This window comes from Leifsonia sp. 21MFCrub1.1 (assembly GCF_900107895.1).
GTDB lineage: Bacteria > Actinomycetota > Actinomycetes > Actinomycetales > Microbacteriaceae > Leifsonia > Leifsonia soli.
In genome coordinates this window covers 3209715-3234104 of the sequence record NZ_LT629867.1, presented here as the reverse complement: position 1 = coordinate 3234104, position 24390 = coordinate 3209715, and the positions used below count along the sequence as shown (strand labels likewise).

The window sequence follows — 24390 nt, the reverse complement described above, 5'->3', positions numbered from 1 at the left end:
GGTCTGATCAGCGATCGTCCGCAGTCACCACCGGTTGCGCACGTCCTCCGCCCAGCCGAGAAGCCCATCCACCGAGAGCGGGCCGTCGTCGGTCGGGATCGTGCCCGAATAGTGGCCGAAGCACTGGTGCCCCCGGCTCCCCACCACACCGAGCTCGGTGCGAGTGGCGTGATCCCAGAACGGCTCGAACACTAGGTCGACGCCGCCGCCGTGGATGTGCCAGGGCCTCAGCCAGTCGGTCTGGTCGTAGGTCCAGCGCAGCGACTCGTGAATCTTGTGCAGCCGGCCGTCGAGCACGGTCGCGTTCTCGGTACTGCCGGTTCCGTCAGTCCAGCGGCCGCCGAGCTGGATGCCGACGGCCCTGCCGTCCTGTGTCCCGGAGGCGGCACCCCAGTTCCAGCGTATGCGGTACGGCCAGCGTCCACGGCCGTGGTCGAGCACGGCCCAGGTGTCGTCGGCCGCCAGTTTCACCCTTGTGCCGCGCACCGTCACGGTTCCGGAGGCCGGTCGGCCCACATCCTTGACCGTGTATTGGAAACGGCGGACGCTCCACGGCACAACAACGGCCAGTCGTTCGTGACCGGCAGGCAGCGCCGCGAGCACGTCGAAGGAGACCTCGTCGGTGCGCGCGCGCAGTCTCGTGCCGTCCACCGTCTCGCTGAGCTCGATCTGGAGCCCAGAGGCGGTGGCGCGAGCCGGTCCGTCGCCCAGCGATGCGGGCAGCTCCGGTCGCGTCCACGGCGGTGCGACAGTGCCGTGTTCGATCGTCTCGCCCGTCATGCGGTCGTGGACCATCACGGAGTGAACGCCGGAATAGTCGAGCGAGGAGACTGTCACGGCGAGCAGGTGCGTCGGCGAGGTGACCGCCCAGTACTCCCACCGCTTATTGCGGCCCCAGCCGTGCCGTCCGCCGATGCCGGAGGTGTCGAGCAGCGGCGTGCGGCTCCAGCCGACGGCCGCTCGGTTCAGCCGGCCGTCCGGCAAGCAGAGCGCTGCCTGTTCGGTGAGCTCCCGTTCCCCTGTCGTCCCATCGGTCGTCATCAGCGAGCACCCCTGATCGGCACGACGGCGACGGCGCCAAGCAGGGCGAACCCGATACCGGCGACGAAGATGGACGAGTAGCCGCCGGTCAGGGCGATCAGCGCCCAGGCCACGAGCGGCGTCAGAGCCTGCGGGAGGGTCGTCGCGACGTTGAGAATGCCCATGTCGCGTCCGGTCGAGATCCCCTCCGCCGGGAGCACCTCGGTCATCAGCGCGAGGTCGACGCTGAGGTACACCCCATAGCCGAACCCGAAGAGCGCGGCGAGGGCGATCATCCCCGCCTGCGTCGGCCACAGCAGTGGGATGGCGAGGGCGCATCCCATGATGAGCGACGCGCCGATCACGAACGGCTTACGGCGGTGCAGGCGGTCTGACAGCTTGCCCGACGCATAAGTGCTGATCAGCGCCGCCAGCAACTGGACGACGGTCAGGATGCCGGCGAACGAGTTGGACGCCTCGACGCTCATGTGGATGTGGTCGCGAAGGATGTACAGCAGGTAGCTCTGCACGCCCTGGTACGCCAGGATCATCAGGAACCGTGCGGCGAACGCCCAGGCGAAGTCGGGATACCTGCGCGGGCTGACCCAGAATCCGGCGAGGAATGCACGCCAGTAGAACGGAGTGCGCTCGGCGTCCTTCGAGGAGAAGTCACGGTTGAACAGCACGAAGCCGAACGCGGAAAGTAGCACGAGTGCAGCGAACACCCCGTAGCCGACGCCGATCATCTCGGCGAAGTAGCCTGCACCGATCACGCCGGCGCCCATTCCGACGAGCGTTCCCATCGCCAGAACGGCGGATGCCACCCCGCGGCTGCGGGTTGGGACGCGGTCGGTGATGATGGCCGGGATAGGCGCGTTGAGCGTGTTCAGCAGGATCATCACCATGACGTAGAAGATCGTGATCCACAGCAGCGTGGCCGCGCCGGCGAGCAGCAGCATGAACACCGCGGCGCCGCCTGCGCCGATCAGCACCCACGGCGCACGGCGGCCGAGGCGGCTGCGCGTCCGGTCGGAGAATGCGCCGACGAGCGGCTGGATGAAGATCGTGGCGATGGATGCCGACGTGGTCACTATCGCCAGGTTGCCGACCTTCTGCATCGGGTCGAGGGTCTGCACCTGGTTCGGCACGAAAATGACGATGAACGCGGCATAGCAGGACAGCAGCACGGTGTTCACGAGGAACAGCCAGAGGAACAGTCTGCGCTGGCGGGTGGCTCCGGCGGCAGAGATGGTCTCTTCAGACGTTCGGGTCACGTTCAGCTCCTCTTCGAGTAGGAGGAGCTTATGGGACGGCGGATCTCTATTGCAACGTGGAAAGACGTTCGACCTGCAACAACGCAGGCATCCTCGGCGATGTGGCAGCTCCCGAGGAGATGACGGTCGAGCAACTCCGATCCGTCTATGAGACGAACGTGTTCGGCGTGGTCCGCGTGACCAACGCCTTTCTCCCGGTGCTTCGGAACGCGCCCGTACCGTCGGTCATCAACGTCACCAGCGGACTCGGGTCGTTCACGATGATCCACGACCCGGAACGTGTGGAATCGGAGTACACCCTCGCCGCGTACGGGTCGTCGAAGACGGCCGTCACGATGCTCACGATGCTGTATGCCAAGAGGACGACCGACGTGCGCTTCAACGCGGTGGATCCTGGCCAGACCGCGACCGAGTTCACGGGCCGTCTCGGACACAGCGTCGAGGAGGGAGCCGATGCCGCCGTCCGGCTCGCCACGCTCGGCGCACAAACGCCGACCGGAACGGTCACCGACCGCGACGGCGTCCTGCCCTGGTGACAGCGCAGCCGTTCGCGGTCAGTGGCCGGGGGTCGTGGTGGGGTCTTGGGACAACGGGCCGGTGGCGGCCCAACCGGGATGGGCGGCAGTGGAGCGGATCGCAGCGCTCCTCGCCCGGCTCCGACCGCGCGAGGCGGGCACTGAGGGGGAGAACCGATTGTTCCTGGCGTTCCGGGAGCGAGTCGAGACGGACTTCCGCGAGCGTCACGACGCCGAGCACTATGCGTGTGCCCTGGGGTACGCCCCGCGCACCCTGTCGCGGGCGGTGAAGCGGGCGACAGGGGCGACCGCGAAGGCCTATCTGGTGGAGCGGATCGCGCTAGAAGCCAAGCGGTTGCTCGCGCACGACGGGCTGACCTCGGCCGCGTGCGCTGCAGCCCTGGGGTTAACGGACGCCTCGAACTTCTCCGTGTTCTTCCGGCAGGCGACGGGGGAGAGACCCGGTGCGTGGCAGAGGGCGGCGGTCGGGACGGTCACCGGGCCGTCGGGTCGACCGGGTTGATCTGCCGATCCGGAAGCATCGCTCACGCGGAATCGCGTTCCCGGTCCGCGCGAAGGGCGCCCCGCGCAGCTGTGGCGACGTCCGCCGCGGTCGGCCTCCGCGACGCATCGGCGTGCGTCATCGCCAGGATGAGCTCGCGCCAGCGGTCGGGGATGTCGTCGGGCGTCTCCGGGTCGCGGTCCAGACGTGCGAGGGCCGATTGCACGGGCGTTCCGGGGAACGCGACGGTCCTCGTGAAGCACTCCAGCAGGACGAGGCCGAGGGAGTAGATGTCCGATGCCGGCGTCAGCGTCTCGCTGCGCACCTGCTCGGGGCTCAGGTAGGCGGCCGTCCCGAACGTCTCCTCCTCGATCTCTTGAGGACGCGTCGCGTGGATGGCGATGCCGAAGTCCGTCAGCCTCGCGCGCGGACGCGAGAAACGCGTGCCGTAGTCGACGACCATGATGTTCGACGGAGTCACATCGCGATGGATGACGCCACGGGCGTGAACGTATTCGAGTGTCTCGGCGACCTCGAACGCGACCTCGCCGATCTGCCTGGTCGTCAGCGGACCGGCATTCAGCACCGCGCGGAGGGTGTCTCCGTCGACCAGCTCGATGACCAGGAACGGGCGCGGGTCTGCGGGTGAGGAGTCGTCGACGCCCGCGTCGAGGATGGACACGACACCGTGGTGGCGGAGGCCGGCGAGCACGCCCACCTCGGTCCGGAATCGCGCGACGTCGTCGTCGCTTCCCGACGAGAACAGCTTGATCGCGACGTCGCGTCGCAGGTTCTCATCCCGGGCGCGGAAGACCATCGAGGAGCCGCCGCGCGCGAGCAGCCGCTCCGGCCGATACCTTCCGAGAAGAAGGGGGACCGGGGTCTCGGGTGTGTTCACCTCGACATCTTCCGGCATCCCGGCCGTCTCCGCCGCCGGGTGGACGGCGACGCAGGCGTGGGGTATGTGCGGAACCGCCAGGAGCGGGGTCTCGCTTCTGCGCCCTCGTGTGAACGGTTCGAGGCAGCCGGCGCTGTCGCGGTTGCTCCTTCCGCGCGTTGTTGGATGGGCGGTACACGATGGAAGGTGCGGCACCGAACACCTCGGCGATTCCTCGATGTCACGCGCGTCGGATAGGGGCTGAGCGAGCCGGTCGAACTTCGCGACAATCAGTGTGTCGCCGGCTCGGAGATCGTCTCGTCGTCGCCGCACCGCGCCCCGAGGTGTCGCGTTGCGCGGTGAGATCGCGCGCGATGGTGGAGACTCGCAGTGCTCACAAGCGGGCCCCCGGGCTCGGCGTCGGGACGTAGAAGCCCCACACGCCGTTCGACAACTCGGCGGCGGCAAACGTCACACTGTGTCCGTCTGAATCACGAATCGTATAGACATCCGCTCGCGTCCGCTGGCCTGGGTATGCGGGATGAGACGCGACGATCCACTTGTGCGTCGCGATCCAGTCCGCGGTGGCATTCGCCCATGGGTCAACACCGGATAGGTCGATCGGCTCGCCAGTGGAAATGCCCACCGCGATCCAGCCCGGAGTCTCAGTATCCCTGTCTGAGGCGAAACCCCACCTCTCGTCTGGTTCGAAGGTGCCTCGGGTCACAGTCCAATCATGCAGCCGATGCCCACGTCGGTAATGCGCAAGCCGTTCCCTGAGTGGCGCACGTTTCGCGCAGCTGAGCAGGAGCGCTCACTTTGGCCGCGGTCGTTTCGCGTACCTCCACACGAGCGCCGCAACGATAATCGCGACACCCACACCGACGACGAGCAGCACCCCGTCCGGCAGGGGGCCGGTGCTGCGCATCGTGTCGTCGCATGTCTGCCCGTTCGGCGGGGGGCTCGCGCACGACGCGAGGAACAGCTGGTCCAGCGAGGCCAGCACGGGACTACCGTGCTCCCCGGCGCGTCGACCTGCGACCGAGGGTCCACCCGGCGACGCCGGCGATCACCAGCAGACCGGCTACTGCCGTTCCCATGCCGGCGGCCCGCGCTGCCGTGAGCGGGTACATCCCGCTGAACGAGAACGACTCACCGGACAGTGGCGCATATGCGGTCCAGCCGAACTCGACCGGGGAGAGCAGCGCTGTCGCTGCTCCCATCAGGATCAGAACAACGGCTGCCACAAGAAGAGCCAACACCACGATCCGCCTTCGCATGTGCCCACGCTACCGAGGGGTCGCGGTGCGATATGCGCAAGCATGTAACCTGACCGCCACGCGTTTCGCAGGCCGCTCCCGTATCCCGCCGGTGAACACTCGCCCAACAATGGATCAACCCCACCGGGAAGCAGAGGAGGCAGCGACGTGACGACCGAGACCATCGTTCGCGCCGAGCCGGACACCGCTCCGGCGGCGCGGGGCGACGAGCAGGCGGGCCGGGGCCGCGCCCCGCGCGACAGGCGGCGCACGCGCATCGGCCTGTTGCTCATGGCCCCGGCGATCGTCGCGGTGCTGGGGCTCGCGATCGTCCCGATCGTCCTCGTCGCCCGCAATTCGTTCGCCGAGAGCAACGTCTACGGCGGCATCACCGGCGGTTTCACTTTCGACAACTATGCGCAGCTGTTCGACCCGGCCTACGGCAAGGTGCTCGGCTACAGCCTCGTCATGGCGCTGATCAACACCGTCGTCTGCCTGGTGGTCGGCTACATCGTCTCGTACTACATCGTGTCGCGGCCGCCCCAGCGCCAGTCGTTGCTGCTCCTGCTCATCATCGTCCCCTTCTGGACCGACTTCCTGGTCCGCACCTTCGCCTGGATCTCGGTCCTCGGCCGCGGCGGCCCCGTCTACGGCGTGCTCGGCGCGCTGGGGGTCGACACCGGCAGCCTGTCCCTGATCCCCAGCCAGGGTGCCGTGGTGATGGGGCTGCTGTACGCCTTCCTCCCGACCGCGATCTTCCCGATCTACGCCAGCATGCGTGCCATCGATCCGAGCGTGAAGGAGGCCGCCGCCGACCTCGGCTGCGGCTGGTGGCAGACCCACTTCCGCGTGCTGATCCCGCTCAGCTCGACGGGGATCGTCGCGGCGGCGATGCTCACCTTCGTCCCGACGCTCGGCGTCTTCGTCATCCCCGTCTTGCTGGGCGGCGGCAAGGACCAGCTCGTCGGGAACCTGATCGTCACTCTGTACACCGAGTTCCGCAACCAGCCGATGGGCGCCGCCGTCTCGATGGTGCTGCTCGTGCTGATGCTGGTCGCCATGGCGGTCGCCGGCCTCATCGCCCGCCGCGGACGGAAGAGGGTCGCCTGATGGATCGCGTCACGTCCTGGATCGCACGGATCGTGCTGGTCTTCCTCTACATCCCGATCGTCGCCGTCATCGTCTACTCGTTCAATTCGGCCGAGGGCGGATACCAGTGGAAGGGGTTCACCCTCGAGTGGTACGGCCAGCTGTTCGGCGACACCGCACTGCTGCAGACTCTGCTCGTCAGCGTGATCGTCGGCGTCCTCGCCGCCTCGGTGGCGACCGTGATCGGCCTGCTCGCCGCGATCGGGATGGTGCGGTTCCCTTTCCGGGGCTCCGCGGCGGTGCTCGGCGCGATCGCCCTTCCGCTGATCGTGCCCGAGATCGTCCTCGGCGTCGCGCTGCTCAGCGTCTTCAGCTTCGCGCACATCCCGCTCGGCATCCTCACCCTCGTGCTCGGGCACATGATCATCACGCTGCCGCTCACCACGCTCATCCTGATCGGCGCGTTCCGCACCCTCGACCCGAGCCTGATCGAGGCCGCCGCCGACCTCGGCTGCACCCCGTGGCGCACCTTCACCCGCGTGCTGTTCCCGCTCATGCGGTCGTCGATCCTCGCCTCGTGGCTGCTCGCCTTCACCGTCTCGCTCGGCAACATCGTGATCTCCACTTTCGTCTCCGGCGTCGGTTCCACCACGATGCCGCTGCGCGTGTACTCGCTGCTCAAGTCCGGACTCACCCCGGAGCTGAACGCGCTCGGGACGCTGCTGATCGTCCTCACCTTCGTCGTCGTCCTCTCCGTGGGCATCCAACAGATGCGACGGATCCTGGCGAGCCCATCCGGCGCCGCCGCTGCCGCACCGCCCGACACCAGCACCACCTCCATCCCCACCAACCGCTAGCCCCCACCCCACCCCGCCCCCTCCGAACGGGAGAAGACCCATGAAACGCACCACAGCCCTGATCGCGACCGCCGCGATCGCCGCCCTCGGACTCACCGCGTGCTCGAGCGGCTCCGGCGGCTCGTCGTCCTCCGCCGCCTCCACCCAGCTCAACGTCTACGCCTGGGCCGACGAGATCCCGAAGACCGTGATCTCGGCGTTCGAGAAGGAGACCGGGATCAAGGTCACCATCGACACCTTCGACGCCAACGAGACGATGATCTCCAAGCTCGCCGCCGGCGGCTCCGGATACGACATCGTCGAGCCGAGCCAGTACGCCGTCCAGCAGCTGGTCGGCCAGGAGCTCATCGAGAAGCTGGACCACTCCAAGATCGAGGGACTCGACAACCTCGGCAAGAAGTTCGCCGACCCGAGCTACGACAAGGGCAACGAGTACTCGGTCCCGTGGGTCTGGGGCACCACCGGCCTCGCCTACAACTCGACATGCACCGGCAAGGAGATCGACAGCTGGGACGCGCTGTGGGATCCGGCCTACAAGGGCAAGATCTACATGCTCGACAACATGCTGAGCGCCTACATCCCGGCCCTCCAGTACAAGGGCCTGAAGGCGACGACCACCAGCGAGAAGGACATCGAGAAGGGCACGCAGGCTCTGCTCGACCAGAAGCCCCTGCTCGCCGGATACAACTCCTCCAACTACGCCGACCTGCTGGCCTCGGGCGATGCCTGCGTCGCGGAGGCGTACGGCGGAAGCGCCATCGCCAAGGTGACCGCCGCGAACCCGAACGTCAAGTTCGTCATCCCCAAGGAGGGTGGGACGCTCTGGGTCGACGGCTTCTCGGTCGCCAAGGATGCGCCGCACCGCGACGCCGCCTACAAGTGGCTGAACTTCACCCTGAAGCCGGAGATCGCGGCCATGCTGACCAACGACGGTGGCAGCGCCACGCCGAACGAGGCGGCCAAGGCGAACATCACCGACAAGTCGCTGCTCGACAACGTGGCGGTGTACCCGACCGACGCTCAGCTCGAGAAGAGCGAGTTCATCGTCGACCCTGGCAAGGCTCTCACCTACTTCCAGCAGGGCTGGACGAAGGTCAAGGCCTCCTGAGGGCTCCGATCCGACGCTGAGGAAGACACCATCATGACCACGCTCGCCAGCTCGACGGCCCTGACGCCGACCTCCGGGGGGACCTCGGGGACGAAGCCCCCGGCCATCCGCCTCACCGGCGTCACCAAGACGTTCGGCAGCACCACCGTCGTCCAGCCCGTCGACCTGACCATCGGGGACAACGAGTTCTTCTCGATCCTCGGTCCGTCGGGATGCGGCAAGACGACGCTGATGCGGATGATCGCCGGATTCGAGACGCCGACGGGCGGATCGATCGAGCTGGCGGGCGAGTCGGTGGAGTCCCTCCCCACCCGCAAGCGCGACCTCAACATGCTGTTCCAGAGCTACGCGCTGTTCCCCCACCTCTCCGTCCGCGACAACATCGGCTTCGAGCTGAAGGTGCGCGGCAGGAAGCGGTTCCCCGACCGGGACGCCGCGGTGGATGCCGCTCTCGCTCTCGTGCGCATGGAGCGCTTCGCGCACCGCAAGCCCAACGAGCTCTCCGGGGGTCAGCGGCAGCGTGTCGCGCTCGCCCGCGCCATCGTCTCCCGTCCGGCGGTCGTGCTGCTCGACGAGCCGCTCGGCGCGCTCGACCAGCAGCTCCGCAAGGAGATGCAGGTGGAGCTCAAGCGCATGCAGCGCGAGGTCGGCATCACATTCGTGTACGTGACGCACGACCAGGAGGAGGCGCTCACGATGTCCGACCGGATCGCCGTGATGTCGGAGGGCCGGGTGCAGCAGGTGGACGGGCCGCGCGCCATCTACGATCACCCCGCCAACCGGTTCGTCGCCGGCTTCATCGGCACGTGCAACCTGTTCGACGCCGTCTATCACGGCACCCCGGCGGGGGCGACCGTCGATGTCGCGGGAGTCGGGAGGCTCGCTGCGGTCCCCGGCGCCGCCGGGCCGGGGGAGGCGGTCACGGTGGCCGTCCGTCCGGAGCGCGTGACGCTGTCCGCCGGCGACGCCGCGGACGGATTCGCCGCCACCCTCCTCGACGCCGTCTTCCTCGGCGACGAGTGGCGGTACATCGTGCGCGCCGAGCAGGGCGCCGAGCTGGTCATCACGCGGCCGAGCGGGCGTGCCGACGACGAGCTCACGCGGCTGCTGCCCGGCGACCCGGTCACCGTGTCCTGGCGTCCGGACGACGCGCACATCCTGGTCGCCTGAACCACTCATCCCGGAACATCGAGGAGAACACCATGAAGGTCGCAGCCGGTCAGCTCGCGCCCACCACCGACCTCGCCGCGAATCGGCGGACGATCGAGACCCTGGTCGAGGAGGCCGCGGCCGAGAACGTCGAGCTGCTCGTGCTCCCGGAGGAGGCGATGCTCCTCGCCGACGGCGTCGACGTGCCGCTCGGTGAGCTCGCGCGGGCCGAGTGGCCCGGCTTCGTGGAGTTCGTCTCCGGCCTCGCCAAGCGGAACGGCATGGCGATCATCGCCGCCGGCTACGAGGGGACCGATGGCGATCGGCCGTACAACACCATCGTCGCGATCGACGAGCGCGGCGTCGAGCGCGCCCGCTACCGGAAACTGCACCTGTACGACGCCTTCGCCTACCGGGAGTCGGACTACGTCACGCCGGGTGACGGGAACCCGGTCGTCGTGGAGCTGGCCGGCGCGAACGTCGGCCTGATCAACTGCTACGACCTGCGCTTCCCCGAGCTCACCCGCAACCTCATCGACCAGGGCGCCGACCTGCTCTCGGTTTCGGCCGCCTGGGTGACCGGTCCGATGAAGGAGGACCACTGGCGCACGCTGCTGCGCGCTCGCGCCATCGAGTCGACCGCGTGGCTGGTCGCCGCCGGCTCCGCGTCGCCCGACTGCATCGGGATGAGCATGGTCGTCGACCCGTTCGGCGTGGTGCGCGTCGCGCTGGGCGGCGAGACCTACGGCCTCGCGGCCGGCACCGTCTCTCAGCGCCGCACCGACGAGGTGCGCATCGTGCTCCCGGTGCTCGAGAACCGCCGGCTGAACACCTCCATCAGCCTCTGATCCCCACGCCCACCGACCGCACGATCACGAACCGAGGTACCGCCATGCCCATCCGACTCGGACCGACCCCGCCCGCCCTCGACGCCGCCCTCGTCGAGAAGCTCTCCCGCGTCTCCTTCCCGACTCTCGGCCACTACTTGGAGGAGGGGTTCGCCGACCCGGGGATCCGCCGCCTGGCGGGCACCGCCCGGGTCATCGGACCCGCCGTGACCGTTCGCACGACGGCCACCGATTCCACGATGCTGCACCACGCCGCCGGGCTGGTCGAGGCGGGCGACGTGATCGTCGTCGACACCGGAGGGGATGTGCGGCACGCGCCGCTGGGGGAGGTCGTCGCGAGCGCCCTCGCGTTCCGCGGTGCTGCCGGCGCCGTCGTGGACGGCACCGCCACCGACATCGAGGAGATCGCAGCGCTCGGCCTTCCGGTCTACGCGCGCGGTCTGAGCATGCTGACCACGAAGCTGCACGAGATCGACGCCGGCGGGCTCAACATCCCCGTCGTCTGCGGCGGCGTCGTCGTCCATCCGGGCGACATCGTGCTGGCCGACGCCAACGGCGTGCTGTTCGCGTCGCCTGCCGCGCTCGACGCCCTCATCGATGTCGCCCTGGAGGACGACGCGGAGGAGCCCGAGCTCGTGGAGGCGCTCCGCGACGGCGGCCGTCTCGGCGACCTCACGGGCGCGAGCGCGACCGTCGCCTCCTTCGTCTCCTGACCCACCTCACACCCGCTCCATCCGGAAGGACCCCATGCTCCTCAAAGCCGCCATCAACGGTGGGCGTACTCGCGACGAGTTCCCCGCAGTCCCGCTGACCGCGGATCAGATCGCCCGGGAGTCGGCCGCCGCCCTCGCGGCGGGCGCCGACGTGGTGCATGCTCACGCGCGCACCCCCGACGGCGGCCAGACCATCGACCCGGTGCACGTCGGCGCGATGGTGCGGGCGTTCCGTGCGGCAGCGCCCGGGGGTGCGATCGGCACGACCACGGGGTTGTGGACGTGCTCCGGGCACGAGGAGCGGATGCGCCTGCTCGCGGCCTGGCCGGAGGACGCCCTGCCGGACTTCGCCTCCGTCGCGTTCAGCGAAGAGGGAGCAGCGGAGGCCGCTGAGCTGGTCCTGGCCCGCGGGATGGTGCTGGAGAGCGCCGTCTGGTCGATGGCCGACGTACCCGCGCTGCTCGCCTCGCCCACGCTGCACCACAACGTGCGCATCCTCATCGAGCCGGAGGAGGAGGACGCCGTCGCGGCGGTCGCGCTCTGCCGTGCGATCGCCGCCGCTCTGCGGGACGCCGGCGTGACGGCGCCCATCCTGTACCACGGCTTCGACGGGACGGTCTGGCCGGTCATCCGGGCCGCGATCGAGGACGGCTGCGAGACGCGGGTCGGCCTCGAGGACGGCCTGACCCGCGAGGACGGTGAACGCGCCACCGGCAACGCCGAGCTGATCGCGGCGGTCCGCGCGCTGGAGCCGGTCATCGCGTGACCGTGCCCGCGGGCGTTCTCAGGATCGCGTCCTAAGGTCGGATGGGATGATCGACGACACCGACCGCAGGCTCATCGAGCTGCTCATGCGCGACGGCCGCCGTCCGTTCACGGAGCTCGCGGGCGAGCTGGAGGTGAGCGAGGCGACCGTCCGCGGCCGCGTCTCGCGGCTGCAGGAGTCCGGCATCCTGAAGATCGTCGCCCTGTGCAACCCGCTGACGCTCGGTCATCAGTCGATCCGTCTGATGATCGGTGTCCGCGACCACTCCCCGCGAGCTGTTGCGAAGAGCCTCGCCGAGATGGCGATGGTGAATCACGTGGCCCTCGCGACCGGTGCCCGTGACATCTGGGTGGAGGCGACCTGCCGCGACCTCGATCAGCTCGTGACCCTGCTGGACGACGTGCGGCGTCTTCCCGGCGTCACCGACATCGACGAGTTCGTGCTGCTGGAGTTGTACAAGGACTACTCCTGGGTGGGCCTGCGCGAGAAGTCGGGGCAGGCCGCCGGTCAGAGCTTCGGCAGCTGAGGCGGCTTGGTCCGGCGTTTGATGATCGCGTCGCCCGCCGGCACCGGGTCCTCGCGGAAGCCGGCCCACAGATAGCTGTCCTTCGTCACCTCGAGCACGGTCATCGTCTCGACGTGGTGGACCCCGTTCACGCGCCGGATGCGGTCGTTGAGCATCGCGGACAGGTGAACGACGTCGTCGCAGCGCATGTCGACGACGAGGTCGTACGCGCCGACGGAGCTCGCGATGAACTTGATCTCGGGAATCGCCGTCAGCTGCTTGGCGACCGCGGCCACCGCGACGCCGCGCACCCGGATCGCGACGTGCACCTCGATCTCGCCGAGCTTCGGGGCGTCCGACATCCCGACCACCTGGACGATGCCGGCCTTCGACAACCGCCGGTACCGGGCGCGGACGCTGGGCTCGGACAGGCCGACGTTGCGCCCGATCACCGCGAAGGAGCGGCGTCCGTCGATGCGCAGCTGATCGATGATCTTGCGGTCGATCGCGTCGATGTCCATCGGGTCTCCGTCATTCGTCGAGGCCAGCCTAGCCGCACGCGCAGGGGGCGGCCGAGTGCGGTCCGGGGGATGATGGAGTGTGAAGACTCTCGTCGTGACGGCCCACCCCGACCCTGACGCCCTGACGAGCGTCGTCGCTCACCGGCTGGCGGACGCGTTGCAGCCGTCCCCGGTGGAGGTCGTCGACCTGGCCGCCGAGGGATTCGATCCCCGCTTCACCCGCGCCGATCGCCACACGTACCTGACCGGCGTCGACTTCCCGTCCGACGTCGCCGCCGAGCACAGGCGGCTGGACGATGCGACCCACCTCGTGCTGGTGTTCCCCGTCTACTGGTGGTCCATGCCCGCTCTGCTGAAGGGCTGGATCGACCGCGTGTTCGTCAACGGATGGGCGTTCTCCATCGACCCGGAGCACGGCATCCGTCGCAACCTCGACCGGCTGACCATCCACCTGATTCCGATCGCGGGCGACGATGCCGGAGTATACGAGCGTCACGGATACGAGCAGGCGCTGCGGACGCAGATCGAGCACGGGTTCATCGACTACTGCGGCGGCCGGCGGGGGACGACCGCCTTCGTGTACGACTCCGAGCAGGACGATGCGCAGTCGCGTGAGCGGGCCGTTCGCCAGGCCGTCGGCGCCGTCCGGCAGAGCATCCGTCCGTAAGGCGCGACGCCGTCGCTCCGGACCTCAGCGGAACAGGTCGGCGTTGTCGGTGACCCAGGTGCGGAACGTGCGGGACGGTCGCCCGGTGATCCGGGTGTACTCGTCCGACACCTCCGGGGTGGTGTCGACGGCTTCCCGCCAGTCCGTGATGATCTGACCAACCCAGAGCTCCGGCACGAACTGCGACAGCATCGCGGCCGATTCCGCTTCGGTCTGTTCGATGACGGACACCGGACGACCGATCACGGAGCCGATCGTCGACACCTGCTCGCGGAGGGTGAGCCGCTCCGGGCCGGTGAGGACGGGCTTCGCGTTCAGCAGCGCGTCCCCGGTCAGCGCGACCACCGCCACGTCGGCGATGTCGGCCTCGTGGATGGGCACCTGCACGGCATCCGGATACGGCAGCGGCACGGCGCTCCGCCCCTTCACGCTCCAGCTCCAGCGGGCGGCATTGCTGGCGAAGCCGCCGGGGCGCAGGAAGGTGTGGTCGAGTCCCGACGCTTCGACGGCTCGCTCGATGCGCAGGAACCGGGATCCGTTGAAGTCCGACTCGGCGCCGGGGTACGTCACGGAGGCGGAGGAGAGCAGCACGACGTGCTTCACTCCGGAGCGGACCAGCCGGGCGATCAGCGGGTCCGGGTCGTCGAGGTCCGCGTACAGGAACACCCGGTCCACACCCTCCGCGGCGGGCGCGAAGGAGGCCGGATCGTTCAGGTCGGCGCGCAGCACGTCGACCTCGTCCGGAAGGCTGAGCTTCCGCGGGTCGCGACTCGTCGCGCGCACGCGCTCTCCGCGTTCCAGCAAGCCGGCGACGACCAGACCGCCCACGGCGCCACTGGCGCCCACCACCAACACCGACATGAGTCCTCATTCCTTCGTGACGAACACTGTTCGCGAACAATGTTCGTCAAGAACGCGGGCCGTGTCAACTCCCTATAGTGGGACCATGTCGCTGCCCGCTGAGCCCGTCTCCCGCCGGGACCGCCCCGCCAAGCCGCCGCTGTCGCGGCGTTCGATCCTCGACGCGGCGCTGGCGCTGATCCGGGAGCGCGGGGTGGATTCCGTGACGCTCCGCGATGTCGCCGCGGCGGTGAACACCGGTCCGGCCTCGCTCTACGCCTACTTCGGCGGCCGCGACCTGCTGCTGGAGCACGCGCTCGACGACGTCTACGGCACCATCGAGCTCGTCGGGTCCGTCGACGGGGACTGGCGGGCGGCCTTGGCGGCCACGATCGTGAACACGATCGACGCGCTGGAGTCCTACCCCGGGATCGGCGCCGTCGCGCTCGGCACCATCCCGACCCTCCCGGGTGCGATGCGGCTGGCCGAGCACGAGCTCGCGCTCATGAGGGCCGGCGGCATCGCCGATGCGGATGCGGCGCTCGCCGTCGACCTGATCGCCCAGTTCGCCGCGGCCACGGCCGTCGAGCGAACCGTGCGCCACCAGGGCACAGAGGGTTCGGGCGTCCGGGAGCAGGACGTCCTCTCCGCCTACGCGACCGCCGACCCCGAACGGTTCCCCACCGTCCGCCGGCTCGCCCCCGCGCTCACCGGCGCCGACGAGCGCCGCCGCCGCGACTTCGCGATCGACGTGATCCTCTCCGGCCTCAGCGCGCAGCGCCGCACTGTCTGACGGTCAGTCGGAGCCGTCGCCGGCTGCGGCGAGCAGCGGCACGATCACGTCGCTGATCGGGGTCGGAATGCCGTGACGCCGGCCGAGACGCTGCACGACCCCGTTGCGCGTGTCCCACTCCAAGGGGCGGCCGGCCTCACGGTCGGCGAGGATGGATGTCCCCATATCGACGGGGAACGCCTGCAGGCGCGTGAGGATCTCGAGCGGGACGCGGTCGTCCAGCTCCGCGCCGTCGGCCCGGGCGACCGAAAGGCACTCCCGCAGATAGCTGAGCGCGAGCGAGGCGATGTCTTCTCGCCGGTACATCCCGGCACGCCGCCCGGTCAGGACCATGAGCCCCGCGACCGCATTCTGGAGCAGCTTGCGCCACGCGACGGACGTGAAGTCACGGGAGGTCTCGACTCCGCACCATGTCTCGCGCAGGGCCTGGACGACGGTCGTCGCCGCCGGAGAGCCAGGCAGAGTGAGGCGCGCCTCGCCGCGCAGCAGCACCGTGCCGTCGGGCTGCGTCTCGGCGGGGAACCACACCACGGCGGGGACGACACGGCTCTCGTGGATGCGACCCGCGAGAGACGCCTGCTGCTCGATGCCGTTCTGCAGGACGCAGACGACCGTGCGCGGGCCGGCCACGACATCCAGCCACGACGCTGCCGCCGCGAGCTGGGTGGTCTTGGTGGCCAGGAAGACGAGGTCGGCGGGTTGTCCGACCTGCGATGCGTCGGTGATGACCGGTCCTGGCACCACGATGTCCTGACCCTCGCGGTGCAGAGTCAGCTGCTCGCGAGCGGTGCGTCCGTAGAGTCGCGGCGTCCTACCCGCCTCGTGCAGCGCCGCCGCGATCGTCGTCCCGATCGCGCCGGGGCCGATGACGGCGACCGACCCGGTGAATGACGATGGCCCGTCGACTGCCTGCATGCAGCCCACTCTACGATCCGGTCATCCGGACCGTTCCCGGCCCCGGTCAGCGGAGCCGCGCGAACGTCGCACGGATGTCGGCGACGAGGGTTCCGGGCTGCTCGAGCGCGAAGGAGTGGCCGCCGGCGGTCGGCTCGTTGAAGAAGACGATGTTCGAGTATCGGCGCTCCAGCTGGCGGAGCGACTTCCGGACCGCCTCCTTCGGGGGCATCGTGAAGCCGACGGGGATGCCGATCGGGTCGTCGATCCGGGCCGGCGACGACCAGCCCGACTGTTCCATCTCCCAGTACATCCGGGCGGCCGATGCGCCCGAGTTCGGCAGCCAGTACAGCATGATGTCGTCGAGCATCTCGTCGAGGGTGAACGAGCCTTCGGCGTCGCCGGGTGTCCCGCAGGTGTCCTGGAACATCGCGTAGATCCATGCGGCTTGCCCCACCGGCGAGTCGGCGAGCGAGTACCCGATGGTCTGAGGTCGGGTGGACTGCTCTTTGGCGTAGCCGGAGAGAGTGTCCCAGAAGTACTTCGCGTCACGCAGGGCCGCTCGTTCCTCCGGCGTCGCATCCTCGATCTCGTCCGGGGTGGGCGGGAACATCGCGAAGTTCAGGTGCGTGCCGATGAGTCCGGTCGGCTTCCGCTTTCCGATCTCGTCGCTGACCGCGCAGCCGAGGTCTCCGCCGTGCGCCCCCCAGCGTTCGTAGCCGAGCCGGTCCATCAGGGTGATCCAGGCCTTCGCGATCCGGGGCGGGGCCCAGCCGGTGCCGGCGGGCTTCTGCGAGAACCCGAACCCGGGCAGGACGGGGATCACGAGGTGGAACGCCTGTGCCGGGTCCAGCCCGTGCGCGGCCGGATCGGTGAGCGGGCCGATGACCTTCCGGAACTCGAGAACGGACCCCGGCCAGCCGTGGGTCATGATCAGCGGCGTCGCGTGCGGCTCGCTCGAGCGGATGTGGAAGAAGTCGATGTCGAGGCCGTCGATCGTGGTGCGGTGCATGCCCCAGCCGTTGAGCTCCGCCTCGACGCGTCGCCAGTCGTATCCGCCGCGCCAGTGGTCGACGAGCGCGGAGAGCTTCTCGGGCGTGGGTCCCTGTGACGTGTCGGTCACGGTGCGGCCGTCCGGCCAGCGCACCAGTGTCAACCGCGTGCGCAGGTCGTCCAGCTGCTCTTGGGGAACCGCGATCGTGATGCGCTCGATGGTCTCAGACATGGGAGGGCCTCCATTGCGTCGGTTGTGTACGATACGGTATCGTACACATATGGAGTCGATCGCCCCCGGTGAAGATGTTCGTACTGCCGAGGCGGGGGCCTCGGTGCCTCGTGGGGAAGCGCGCACGGTGGCGATCCTCGACGCCGCCCTCGAACTCGTCGGCGAGCTCGGCTACGAGCGGGTCACGATGGACGGCATCGCTGCTCGCGCACACGCATCGAAGACGACCATGTACCGGCGCTGGCCCACCAAAGCGGAACTCGTCGCCGACGCACTTCGCCGGCACGCGCAGGGCGACGCTCCGGCGGTTCCCGACAGCGGAACCCTGCGCGGGGACCTCCTGGCCACCGTCGCCGAGATCGCTGAGACGCTGACCGGTGACCGCGGACCCTCTCTGATCGGGCTGATCGAGGCCATCAGGGACGACGCGACCCTGCGCGAGCACGTCGCATCGCAGGTGCGCGAACGAAGCCATCAGGTCGGCCGAGAGATCTGCGCCCGGGCGGCGACGCGAGGCGAACCCGTTCACACGGACAGAGCGGAAGCCGTGCTCGACCTCGCTTTCGCCCGCCTCTTCACCGCGACGCTGTTCGACGGCGGGCGGCCGAGCCTCGAGGAGCAGCGCACACTCGTCGACACGATCCTTCTCCCGCTGCTCACCACGACACCGGGGCGCGCGGCCTGACGGAGAGCGGCGGGGTGGGCGCATCCCATCCGCTGCCCGACCCTGTAAGGCGGAGCGGTCAGGCCAGGTCCGCCCGGCTGGCGACGAAGGCCTCGACGCACCGGTCGATGTCCTCCTCGCTGTGTGCGGCCGACAATTGCACGCGGATCCGTGCCTGACCGAGCGGAACCACCGGATAGCTGAACGCTGTGACGTACACGCCTCGCGCGAGCATCCGGTCGGCCATCGCGACCGCGAGGTTCGCGTCGCCGAACATCACCGGCACGATCGGGTGCGCTCCGGGCAGCAGGTCGAACCCGGCCTCCGTCATCGCGGAGCGGAACCTCGCCGCGTTCTCCCGCAGCCGGTCGCGGCGGTCGCCCGCGGCGCCCGCGATGGCGAGCGCCTCGCGCGCCGCGGCCGCGACCGCCGGCGGGATCGTGTTCGAGAAGAGATACGGCCGGGCACGCTGGCGCAGCATCGCGACGATGGCCGCACGCCCGCTCACGTAGCCTCCGGAGGCGCCGCCGAGAGCCTTTCCGAAGGTGCCCGTGAAGATGTCGACGCGGTCATCCACCTCTGCCAGGGCGGGAGTGCCGCGACCGCCGGGTCCGACGGCGCCGACGGCGTGCGAGTCGTCGACCATCACGAGGGCACCGAACTCGTCGGCCAGGTCGCAGATCTCGCGCAGCGGCGCGACCGCGCCGTCCATGGAGAACACGCCGTCGGTCACGATGACCCGCCGGCGGGCCGTGCGCGTCTGCTCCAGCTGCGTCCGCAGGTCGGCCATGTCTCCGTTGCGGTACCGGAAGCGCGCCGCCTTCGACAGCCGGATTCCATCGATGATGGAGGCGTGGTTGAGCGCGTCGGAGACGATGGCGTCCTCCGGACCGAACAGCGCCTCGAAGACGCCGCCGTTCGCGTCGAAGCACGAGGAGAAGAGGATGGTGTCCTCTGTCTCGAGGAACGCCGACACCGCCCGCTCGAGATCGACGTGGAGATCCTGCGTGCCGCAGATGAACCGGACGCTGGCCAGCCCGAATCCGCGGTGCTCCATCGCCCGGGTGGCGGCGTCGATGAGACGACTGTCGTCGGCGAGACCGAGGTAGTCGTTCGAGCAGAAGTTCAGAGTCGGGACGACCGCTCCGCCGGCCGTGCCGGCGAGGATGTGCGCGGACTGCGGGGAGTGGATGACGCGCTCGCGACGGAACGTGCCCTGGGCGCGCATGGCCTCCAGCTCTGCTTCGAGTGCTTCGCGAACCGTCGCGTATGCCGCCCCGCTCACAGCGTCGTCCAGTCCAGGATGACCTTGCCGCTGCGTCCTGCCGCAGCGATGTCGAAGCCGCGTCGCCACTCCGACGCCGGCAGCTCATCGGTGATGACCCCCTCGATCGCATCGTGGAGGGTCGGGCTGGTCTGGAGCATCGCACTCATCGTGTTCCAGGTCTCGAACATCTGACGGCCGTAGATGCCGGAGATGGTCAGCATCCGCCCCACGACCGTCGCCCAGTCGACCTCGATCGGGTGGGCGGGGAGGCCGAGCATCGCGATGCTCGCCCCGTGGTTCATGTTCGCGATCATCTCCGGCAGGGCGGACGGGCTGCCGGAGATCTCCAGCCCGATGTCGAAGCCTTCGCGCATCCCCAGCTCACGCTGGATGTCCGCGATGCGCTCCGACGACACGTCGACGACGCGGTCCGCGCCCACCCGCTCGGCCATGTCGAGACGGGGACGGCTCACATCGGTGACCACGATGTGGCGCGCGCCCGCGTGCCGGGCCACAGCCGTCGCCATGATGCCGATGGGGCCGGCGCCGGTGATCAGCACGTCCTCGCCGATCACCGGGAAGCGGAGGGCCGTGTGCACGGCGTTTCCGAACGGGTCGAAGATGGCGCCGAGCGCGGGGGAGACGGGCGCGTGATGCACCCACACGTTCTCATCCGGGATCACGACGTACTCGGCGAAGGCGCCGTCCCGCTGGACGCCGACGCTCTGCGTGCGGATGCACAAGTGCCTGCGGCCGGCCCGGCAATTGCGGCAGGTGCCGCAGACGACGTGGCCTTCGGCAGACACCTGGTCGCCGACCGAGACATCGCGCACGGCGCTCCCGACCGCGACGACCACCCCCGAGAACTCGTGGCCCGGCACGAGCGGAGCTCTCACCGTGCTCTGTGCCCACGCATCCCAGCGCAGGATGTGCAGGTCGGTTCCGCAGATGCCGGTGCGCTGCACGCGGATCTTCACGTCACGGTCGCCCATCAGCTCCGGCTCGGCGTGGTCGACGAGCGCGAGCCCGCTTCCATCGCCCGTGGTCACGAGCGCCTTCATCGCGCAGCCTCGGCGACCGGTGTGACGGCGACGGGACGGCCCTCGCGCGCGGAGCGGCGGGCGGCGTCGACGATCTGAAGGGTGCGGATGCCGACGCGGCCGTCGGGCTGGGGGACTGCGGAGCCCTCGCCCCCGAGGACGTCGCGCACGGCGCCGAGGAAACGATCCAGCATGAGCGCATCTGTGTCGGTGGCGTACCCCATCCAGAGGGCGCCGTCCTGCCGGTAGCCGGCGACGCGTTCGGCGAACGGGTCGATGCGCATCGAGCCAAGCGTCCCGGAGACCTCGAGCGACACCCCGCCCCAGTTCGGGGCGCCGCTGGGCTGGCTCCACGAGCAGTCGATCGTGGCGATGAGGCCGTTCTCGTATGTGATCGTCGCGAGGCCGCCGGTCTCCGCGGCGACCCCGCGCTCGGCGTGGAGCAGACGGTTGGAGACCGCATAGACGGTCCGCGCGGGCAGCCCGTCGGTGAGGGCGTCGATCAGGTCGGCGCAGTGCACGACATGATCGACCAGCGCTCCGCCTCCTGCGAGCTCGGGGTCGGTGAACCAGGCGCGCGAGTCGGGGATCTTGCCGTTGTTGGTGCCGACGATCGCGAACGGCTCGCCGAGGACTCCGGCGTCGAGGCGAGCACGGAGCGCGTCGAACTGCGGGGCGAATCGCACGGGATACGCCACCATCAGGAGGACGCCGGCCGCCTCGCACGCGGCGACCATCGCCTCCGCGTCGTCCAGCGTGGTCGCGAGCGGCTTCTCGCACAGAACGTGCACGCCTGCCGCTGCCGCCCGCTCGACCACGGAGCGGTGTCGGGCGTTCTCGGTGGTGACGACGATCGCGTCGGGTCCCCAGGCGAAGAGTTCGTCGTAGGTGTCGACGTAGTCGACGCCCAGCCGCGCGGCCAATTCGATGCCGCGCGGCGCGTCGTCCGGCGCCGACGCGCCGTCGGGGTCGCTCGCCAGCACCTCGACGTCCGGCCGGCGCAGCAGCTCGGCCGCGTAGCCGGCGGCGTGGACATGCGCGAACGATGCGATCGCGATCTTCAGCGGTGCGGGGGTCATGCCGCGACCTCCTCGGTGTGCTCGGGGGCGAAGTCGGCCATGCGCACGACCTCGCCGGTCTCCAGTGACTGCAATGCGGCCTCGGCGAGGGAGACGGCGATGGCGCCGTCTTCGGCCGTCACTCGCGGCTCGGGGCCTCCGGCGAACGCAGCGGCGAACTCGCGGATCTCTGCGAGGTACGGGCTCTCGCGCAGGGCGACGTCCGGGATGGTGAGGCCGGTTGCCGTAGCCCCCGGGAGTTCAGCGGTCAGCCCGGTGTTCTCCAGCGAGGAGTAGGAGATGGTCCCCTCGGTCCCTGCGATCGAGAAGCCGGTCTTGAAGCGGGTCCCCACCGCCGCCCAGGTTGCGTGCAGGTGGGAGATCGCCCCACCGCTGTGGGTGAGGGTGACATGCGCCGACACGAACGACGGGATGACCCCGTCGACCGTCGGCGGGTTCTGCACGGCATAGACGGTCTCGACCTCACCGGCGTTCCAGCGCGCCTGGTCGAGGTCGTGCAGCATGAGGTCCATGATCGGGCCGCCGGAGGCCGCCTGGTCTTGGAACCACGTGCCGATCGCGGGGCTCGACGCCTCCCGGAAGTACCGGGCGACTGCCACCCGGCCGAGCGAGCCGGACTCGATCGCGCGGTGAGCGGTCTCGTAGGGCGCGGTGAAGCGCACGACATGGGCCGGGTAGATCTGCACGCCTGCGGCCCGCGCGGTCGCGGCGAGTTCGCGCGACGAAGCGGCGGTGAGCGTCAGAGGCTTCTCGCAGATGATGTCGAGACCCCTCTCGATGGCGGCGAGCGCGATCTCGGCGTGGGCGGAGGTCGGCGTCACGATGTCGACGATGCTGGCCCGCGCGAGGGCGTCCTCCAGCGACGGGGCGACCTCGAGCCCGAAGCGCTCGGCGAGCTGCTCGGCGCCGGCGTGAGCGAACACGAGGACGTGCGCCCCGAGCGCCTTCCACGCCGGTGCGTGCACCTGCGAGATGCCGCCCGCGCCGATCAGCGCCACGGTCAGGGGTGGGGTGGATACGAGATCCTGTCGGTGCATTGACGGTGCTTTCTGTGCGGGGCCTATTTGAGACCGGCGAACGCGATTCCTTCGACCACGCGGCGCTGAAGGATGATGAACGAGACGAGCACGGGGGCCATCGCGAGCAGGGCGGCGGCCATCAGCACGCCGGTGTGGATGCTCGACCGGTAGCCCTGCAGCGTGGCGAGGCCGACCGAGAGCGGCATGTTCTCCGGCGAGCTCGCGATCACGAGCGGCCACAGCAGGTCGTTCCAGCTCGACAGGATGGTGATGATCGCCAGCGAAACGATGCCGGGCTTGGCGAGCGGCAGCATCACGCGCCAGAAGATCTGCCAGCTGTTGCAGCCGTCCAGGCGGGCCGCCTGTTCGAGTTCCAGCGGCATCGACCGGAAGAACTGCATCATGAGGAACGTGCCGAAGGCGCTGAACAGGCCGGGCAGCGCGATGCCGACGATCGTGTCCAGCAGCCCGAAGCCCTGGATGATCTGGTACTGCGGGATCAGGTAGACCTGGCCCGGCACCATCAGGATCGACAGGATCAGACCGAGCAGGACTCCCTTGAGCGGAAAGCGCATCCGGGCGAAGGCGTAGCCCGCCATCGAGCAGAGGACGATCTGGGCGACTGTGCGCAGCAGGGTGACCGCGACGGACACCCAGAACTGGTTGAGCAGCGGGAGCCGCTGGAACACCTCCACGAAGTTCTGCCACTCGAAGCTGGTGGGCCAGAAGGTCGGGGGCACGGCCATGATGTCGGCCTCGCTCGAGACCGAGAGCTTGATCTGCCACAGGAACGGGAACAGCATCGCCAGGGACGCGATGATCAGGACGATGTGCGCGCCCCAGTTGCGCTCACCGGTCGAGGCGGCGCGCCCCGCGGAGCGGCGGCCGGAGCGGGGCCGGACCGAGCCGGGCGCGACGAGCGATTCAGTCGACATAGTGGACCCATCTGCGCTGGAGGCGGAACTGCAGGAACGTGCAGACCGCGATGATGACGAGGACGAACATGGCGATCGCCGAGGCATAGCCCTTGTCGTTGGTCAGGAACGCCGCGTTGTAGAACATGAACACGAGCGACTGCGTCTTCGGGATGACGGGGTTCGTCGGCCCGAGGAGGGCGTAGATCAGGTCGAACAGCTGGAATCCGCTGATCAGGGTCATCACCGAGAGGAAGAAGATCGACGGCGTCAACAGCGGGGTGGTGATCGACACGAACTGGCGCCAGCGTCCGGCGCCGTCGAGCGATGTCGCCTCGTACAGCTCCGTGGGGATGGCCTTGAGGCCCGCCGACAGGATGATCATGTTGAAGCCGATCGACATCCACAGCCCCATGATCGACACGGCGATGAGGGCGAACCATTCGGTCGAGACCCACGCGGGCCCTTCGATGCCGACCACCCGCAGGGCCGAGTTGAGGACCCCGTAGTCCTGGTTGTAGATGATGCGCCACACCATCGAGATGGCGGTCGGCATCGCGACGTAGGGCAGGAAGAAGCACGTGCGGTAGACCATCGCGAACTTCAGGCCCGGGCGGTTGAGCAGCGCGGCGAAGATCACCGCGAGCGGGATGCCGAGCAGCAGGATGGCGGTGTAGATGACGGTGTTCAGGATCGAGCGGAGCACGCCCGGGTCGCTGAACAGGCGGAAGTAGTTGTCCAGCCCGATCCAGGTGGTGCCGCCGAACGCGCCCCACTGCGTGAAGCTGTAGTAGGCGGACTGCGCCAGCGGCCACAGGTAGAACAGGGCGACGCCGGCGAACAGCGGGAGGATGAACAGGACGGGCCAGTATCCGTCCGCCGACGGGGACCGGCGCCGGGGGCGCACGGACGGCCCGGCCTGGGCGACGGGGGCGGGCGCCGTGGCGACGCCCGCCCCTTCCCTCGAGAGGGTCATGGCGATCCG

28 protein-coding genes are annotated in these 24390 nt (G+C 69.2%); 13 read left to right on the top strand and 15 right to left on the bottom strand.

Features of this window, described 5'->3' with window-relative positions:
- Positions 1-24 precede the first annotated feature (24 nt).
- Together BLW09_RS15245 and BLW09_RS15240 are read right to left on the bottom strand one after the other, a co-directional pair.
- Positions 25-1041 carry a DUF2804 domain-containing protein gene (locus tag BLW09_RS15245; protein ID WP_089914561.1) on the bottom strand — a complete coding sequence of 339 codons (1017 nt, stop codon included), beginning with the start codon at positions 1039-1041 and terminating at the stop codon, positions 25-27.
- Positions 1041-2294 carry an MFS transporter gene (locus tag BLW09_RS15240; RefSeq protein ID WP_089914558.1) on the bottom strand — a complete coding sequence of 418 codons (1254 nt, stop codon included), beginning with the start codon at positions 2292-2294 and terminating at the stop codon, positions 1041-1043. Before BLW09_RS15240 ends, BLW09_RS15245 begins: the two co-directional genes overlap by 1 nt.
- Positions 2295-2350: 56 nt before the next feature.
- Between BLW09_RS15240 and BLW09_RS15235 the strand changes: the two genes are divergently transcribed.
- Together BLW09_RS15235 and BLW09_RS15230 are read left to right on the top strand one after the other, a co-directional pair.
- Positions 2351-2830 (top strand): SDR family NAD(P)-dependent oxidoreductase, encoded by a 480-nt coding sequence (locus BLW09_RS15235; RefSeq protein ID WP_197682025.1) that lies wholly within the window; start codon positions 2351-2353, stop codon positions 2828-2830.
- A gap of 61 nt (positions 2831-2891) precedes the next feature.
- Positions 2892-3332 carry a helix-turn-helix domain-containing protein gene (locus tag BLW09_RS15230; protein ID WP_197682024.1) on the top strand — a complete coding sequence of 147 codons (441 nt, stop codon included), beginning with the start codon at positions 2892-2894 and terminating at the stop codon, positions 3330-3332.
- Between the two features lie 22 nt (positions 3333-3354).
- Here BLW09_RS15230 and BLW09_RS15225 read toward each other — a convergent pair whose 3' ends face one another.
- The 3 genes from BLW09_RS15225 to BLW09_RS15215 all read right to left on the bottom strand — a co-directional run bounded on the left by BLW09_RS15225 (position 3355) and on the right by BLW09_RS15215 (position 5435).
- Positions 3355-4209, bottom strand: coding sequence for a serine/threonine-protein kinase (locus BLW09_RS15225; protein WP_157696953.1), 855 nt, complete (start codon positions 4207-4209; stop codon positions 3355-3357).
- Positions 4210-5002: 793 nt separating this feature from the next.
- Positions 5003-5194 carry a hypothetical protein gene (locus tag BLW09_RS15220; RefSeq protein ID WP_089914550.1) on the bottom strand — a complete coding sequence of 64 codons (192 nt, stop codon included), beginning with the start codon at positions 5192-5194 and terminating at the stop codon, positions 5003-5005.
- Between the two features lie 4 nt (positions 5195-5198).
- Positions 5199-5435: a hypothetical protein gene (locus BLW09_RS15215; RefSeq protein WP_157696952.1), complete on the bottom strand. Its 237-nt coding sequence runs from the start codon at positions 5433-5435 to the stop codon at positions 5199-5201.
- A 180-nt stretch (positions 5436-5615) separates the two neighbouring features.
- Here BLW09_RS15215 and BLW09_RS15210 point away from each other — a divergent pair, with 180 nt between their 5' ends.
- The 8 genes from BLW09_RS15210 to BLW09_RS15175 are packed head-to-tail and all read left to right on the top strand — an operon-like array spanning position 5616 to position 12503.
- On the top strand, positions 5616-6557 hold the full coding sequence (locus BLW09_RS15210; RefSeq protein WP_231946893.1) for an ABC transporter permease: 942 nt from the start codon (positions 5616-5618) through the stop codon (positions 6555-6557).
- Positions 6557-7393 (top strand): ABC transporter permease, encoded by an 837-nt coding sequence (locus tag BLW09_RS15205; protein WP_089914544.1) that lies wholly within the window; start codon positions 6557-6559, stop codon positions 7391-7393. The genes BLW09_RS15210 and BLW09_RS15205 overlap by 1 nt, the downstream gene beginning before the upstream one ends.
- A 40-nt stretch (positions 7394-7433) precedes the next feature.
- On the top strand, positions 7434-8501 hold the full coding sequence (locus tag BLW09_RS15200; RefSeq protein ID WP_089914541.1) for an ABC transporter substrate-binding protein: 1068 nt from the start codon (positions 7434-7436) through the stop codon (positions 8499-8501).
- Between the two features lie 33 nt (positions 8502-8534).
- Positions 8535-9671 (top strand): ABC transporter ATP-binding protein, encoded by a 1137-nt coding sequence (locus BLW09_RS15195; RefSeq protein WP_089914538.1) that lies wholly within the window; start codon positions 8535-8537, stop codon positions 9669-9671.
- A gap of 32 nt (positions 9672-9703) precedes the next feature.
- A complete protein-coding gene (locus BLW09_RS15190; RefSeq protein WP_089914535.1) occupies positions 9704-10498 on the top strand; it encodes a carbon-nitrogen hydrolase family protein in 795 nt (264 codons plus the stop codon).
- 44 nt (positions 10499-10542) lie between these two features.
- Complete coding sequence (locus BLW09_RS15185; protein WP_089914531.1) at positions 10543-11211, top strand: RraA family protein; 669 nt, start codon at positions 10543-10545, stop codon at positions 11209-11211.
- Positions 11212-11245: 34 nt separating this feature from the next.
- Positions 11246-11977 carry a 3-keto-5-aminohexanoate cleavage protein gene (locus BLW09_RS15180; RefSeq protein WP_089914528.1) on the top strand — a complete coding sequence of 244 codons (732 nt, stop codon included), beginning with the start codon at positions 11246-11248 and terminating at the stop codon, positions 11975-11977.
- A 46-nt stretch (positions 11978-12023) separates the two neighbouring features.
- Positions 12024-12503: an Lrp/AsnC family transcriptional regulator gene (locus tag BLW09_RS15175; RefSeq protein ID WP_089914525.1), complete on the top strand. Its 480-nt coding sequence runs from the start codon at positions 12024-12026 to the stop codon at positions 12501-12503.
- On the opposite strand, the gene BLW09_RS15170 is transcribed toward BLW09_RS15175, so the two are convergent.
- Positions 12485-13003 (bottom strand): Lrp/AsnC family transcriptional regulator, encoded by a 519-nt coding sequence (locus BLW09_RS15170; protein WP_089914522.1) that lies wholly within the window; start codon positions 13001-13003, stop codon positions 12485-12487. The two genes, BLW09_RS15175 and BLW09_RS15170, sit on opposite strands and share 19 nt — an antisense overlap.
- Positions 13004-13082: 79 nt before the next feature.
- On the opposite strand from BLW09_RS15170, the gene BLW09_RS15165 reads away from it, so the two are divergent.
- A complete protein-coding gene (locus BLW09_RS15165) occupies positions 13083-13670 on the top strand; it encodes an NAD(P)H-dependent oxidoreductase (RefSeq protein WP_089914519.1) in 588 nt (195 codons plus the stop codon).
- Positions 13671-13694: 24 nt separating this feature from the next.
- Here BLW09_RS15165 and BLW09_RS15160 read toward each other — a convergent pair whose 3' ends face one another.
- Positions 13695-14531 (bottom strand): SDR family oxidoreductase, encoded by an 837-nt coding sequence (locus BLW09_RS15160; RefSeq protein WP_089914516.1) that lies wholly within the window; start codon positions 14529-14531, stop codon positions 13695-13697.
- Positions 14532-14616: 85 nt separating this feature from the next.
- On the opposite strand from BLW09_RS15160, the gene BLW09_RS15155 reads away from it, so the two are divergent.
- Positions 14617-15303 carry a TetR/AcrR family transcriptional regulator gene (locus BLW09_RS15155; RefSeq protein ID WP_089914513.1) on the top strand — a complete coding sequence of 229 codons (687 nt, stop codon included), beginning with the start codon at positions 14617-14619 and terminating at the stop codon, positions 15301-15303.
- A gap of 3 nt (positions 15304-15306) precedes the next feature.
- Here BLW09_RS15155 and BLW09_RS15150 read toward each other — a convergent pair whose 3' ends face one another.
- Both BLW09_RS15150 and BLW09_RS15145 read right to left on the bottom strand, forming a co-directional pair.
- The gene (locus tag BLW09_RS15150; protein ID WP_089914511.1) at positions 15307-16218 is read right to left on the bottom strand and encodes an oxidoreductase; all 912 of its coding nucleotides are present in this window, start codon (positions 16216-16218) and stop codon (positions 15307-15309) included.
- Between the two features lie 46 nt (positions 16219-16264).
- On the bottom strand, positions 16265-17422 hold the full coding sequence (locus tag BLW09_RS15145; protein WP_089914509.1) for an epoxide hydrolase family protein: 1158 nt from the start codon (positions 17420-17422) through the stop codon (positions 16265-16267).
- A gap of 127 nt (positions 17423-17549) precedes the next feature.
- Between BLW09_RS15145 and BLW09_RS15140 the strand changes: the two genes are divergently transcribed.
- Positions 17550-18107, top strand: a complete 558-nt coding sequence (locus BLW09_RS15140) for a TetR/AcrR family transcriptional regulator (protein ID WP_172824222.1) — start codon at positions 17550-17552, stop codon at positions 18105-18107.
- Between the two features lie 58 nt (positions 18108-18165).
- Here BLW09_RS15140 and BLW09_RS15135 read toward each other — a convergent pair whose 3' ends face one another.
- The 6 genes from BLW09_RS15135 to BLW09_RS15110 are packed head-to-tail and all read right to left on the bottom strand — an operon-like array spanning position 18166 to position 24381.
- Complete coding sequence (locus BLW09_RS15135) at positions 18166-19371, bottom strand: glycine C-acetyltransferase (protein ID WP_269457898.1); 1206 nt, start codon at positions 19369-19371, stop codon at positions 18166-18168.
- Positions 19368-20414, bottom strand: a complete 1047-nt coding sequence (gene tdh / locus BLW09_RS15130) for an L-threonine 3-dehydrogenase (protein ID WP_089914505.1) — start codon at positions 20412-20414, stop codon at positions 19368-19370. The genes BLW09_RS15135 and tdh overlap by 4 nt, the downstream gene beginning before the upstream one ends.
- Positions 20411-21472 (bottom strand): Gfo/Idh/MocA family protein, encoded by a 1062-nt coding sequence (locus BLW09_RS15125; protein ID WP_089914502.1) that lies wholly within the window; start codon positions 21470-21472, stop codon positions 20411-20413. The genes tdh and BLW09_RS15125 overlap by 4 nt, the downstream gene beginning before the upstream one ends.
- Positions 21469-22509: a Gfo/Idh/MocA family protein gene (locus BLW09_RS15120; protein WP_089914498.1), complete on the bottom strand. Its 1041-nt coding sequence runs from the start codon at positions 22507-22509 to the stop codon at positions 21469-21471. Before BLW09_RS15120 ends, BLW09_RS15125 begins: the two co-directional genes overlap by 4 nt.
- 23 nt (positions 22510-22532) lie before the next feature.
- The gene (locus tag BLW09_RS15115) at positions 22533-23426 is read right to left on the bottom strand and encodes a carbohydrate ABC transporter permease (RefSeq protein WP_089914495.1); all 894 of its coding nucleotides are present in this window, start codon (positions 23424-23426) and stop codon (positions 22533-22535) included.
- Positions 23416-24381 (bottom strand): carbohydrate ABC transporter permease, encoded by a 966-nt coding sequence (locus BLW09_RS15110; RefSeq protein WP_089914492.1) that lies wholly within the window; start codon positions 24379-24381, stop codon positions 23416-23418. Before BLW09_RS15110 ends, BLW09_RS15115 begins: the two co-directional genes overlap by 11 nt.
- Between the last annotated feature and the right edge of the window lie 9 nt (positions 24382-24390).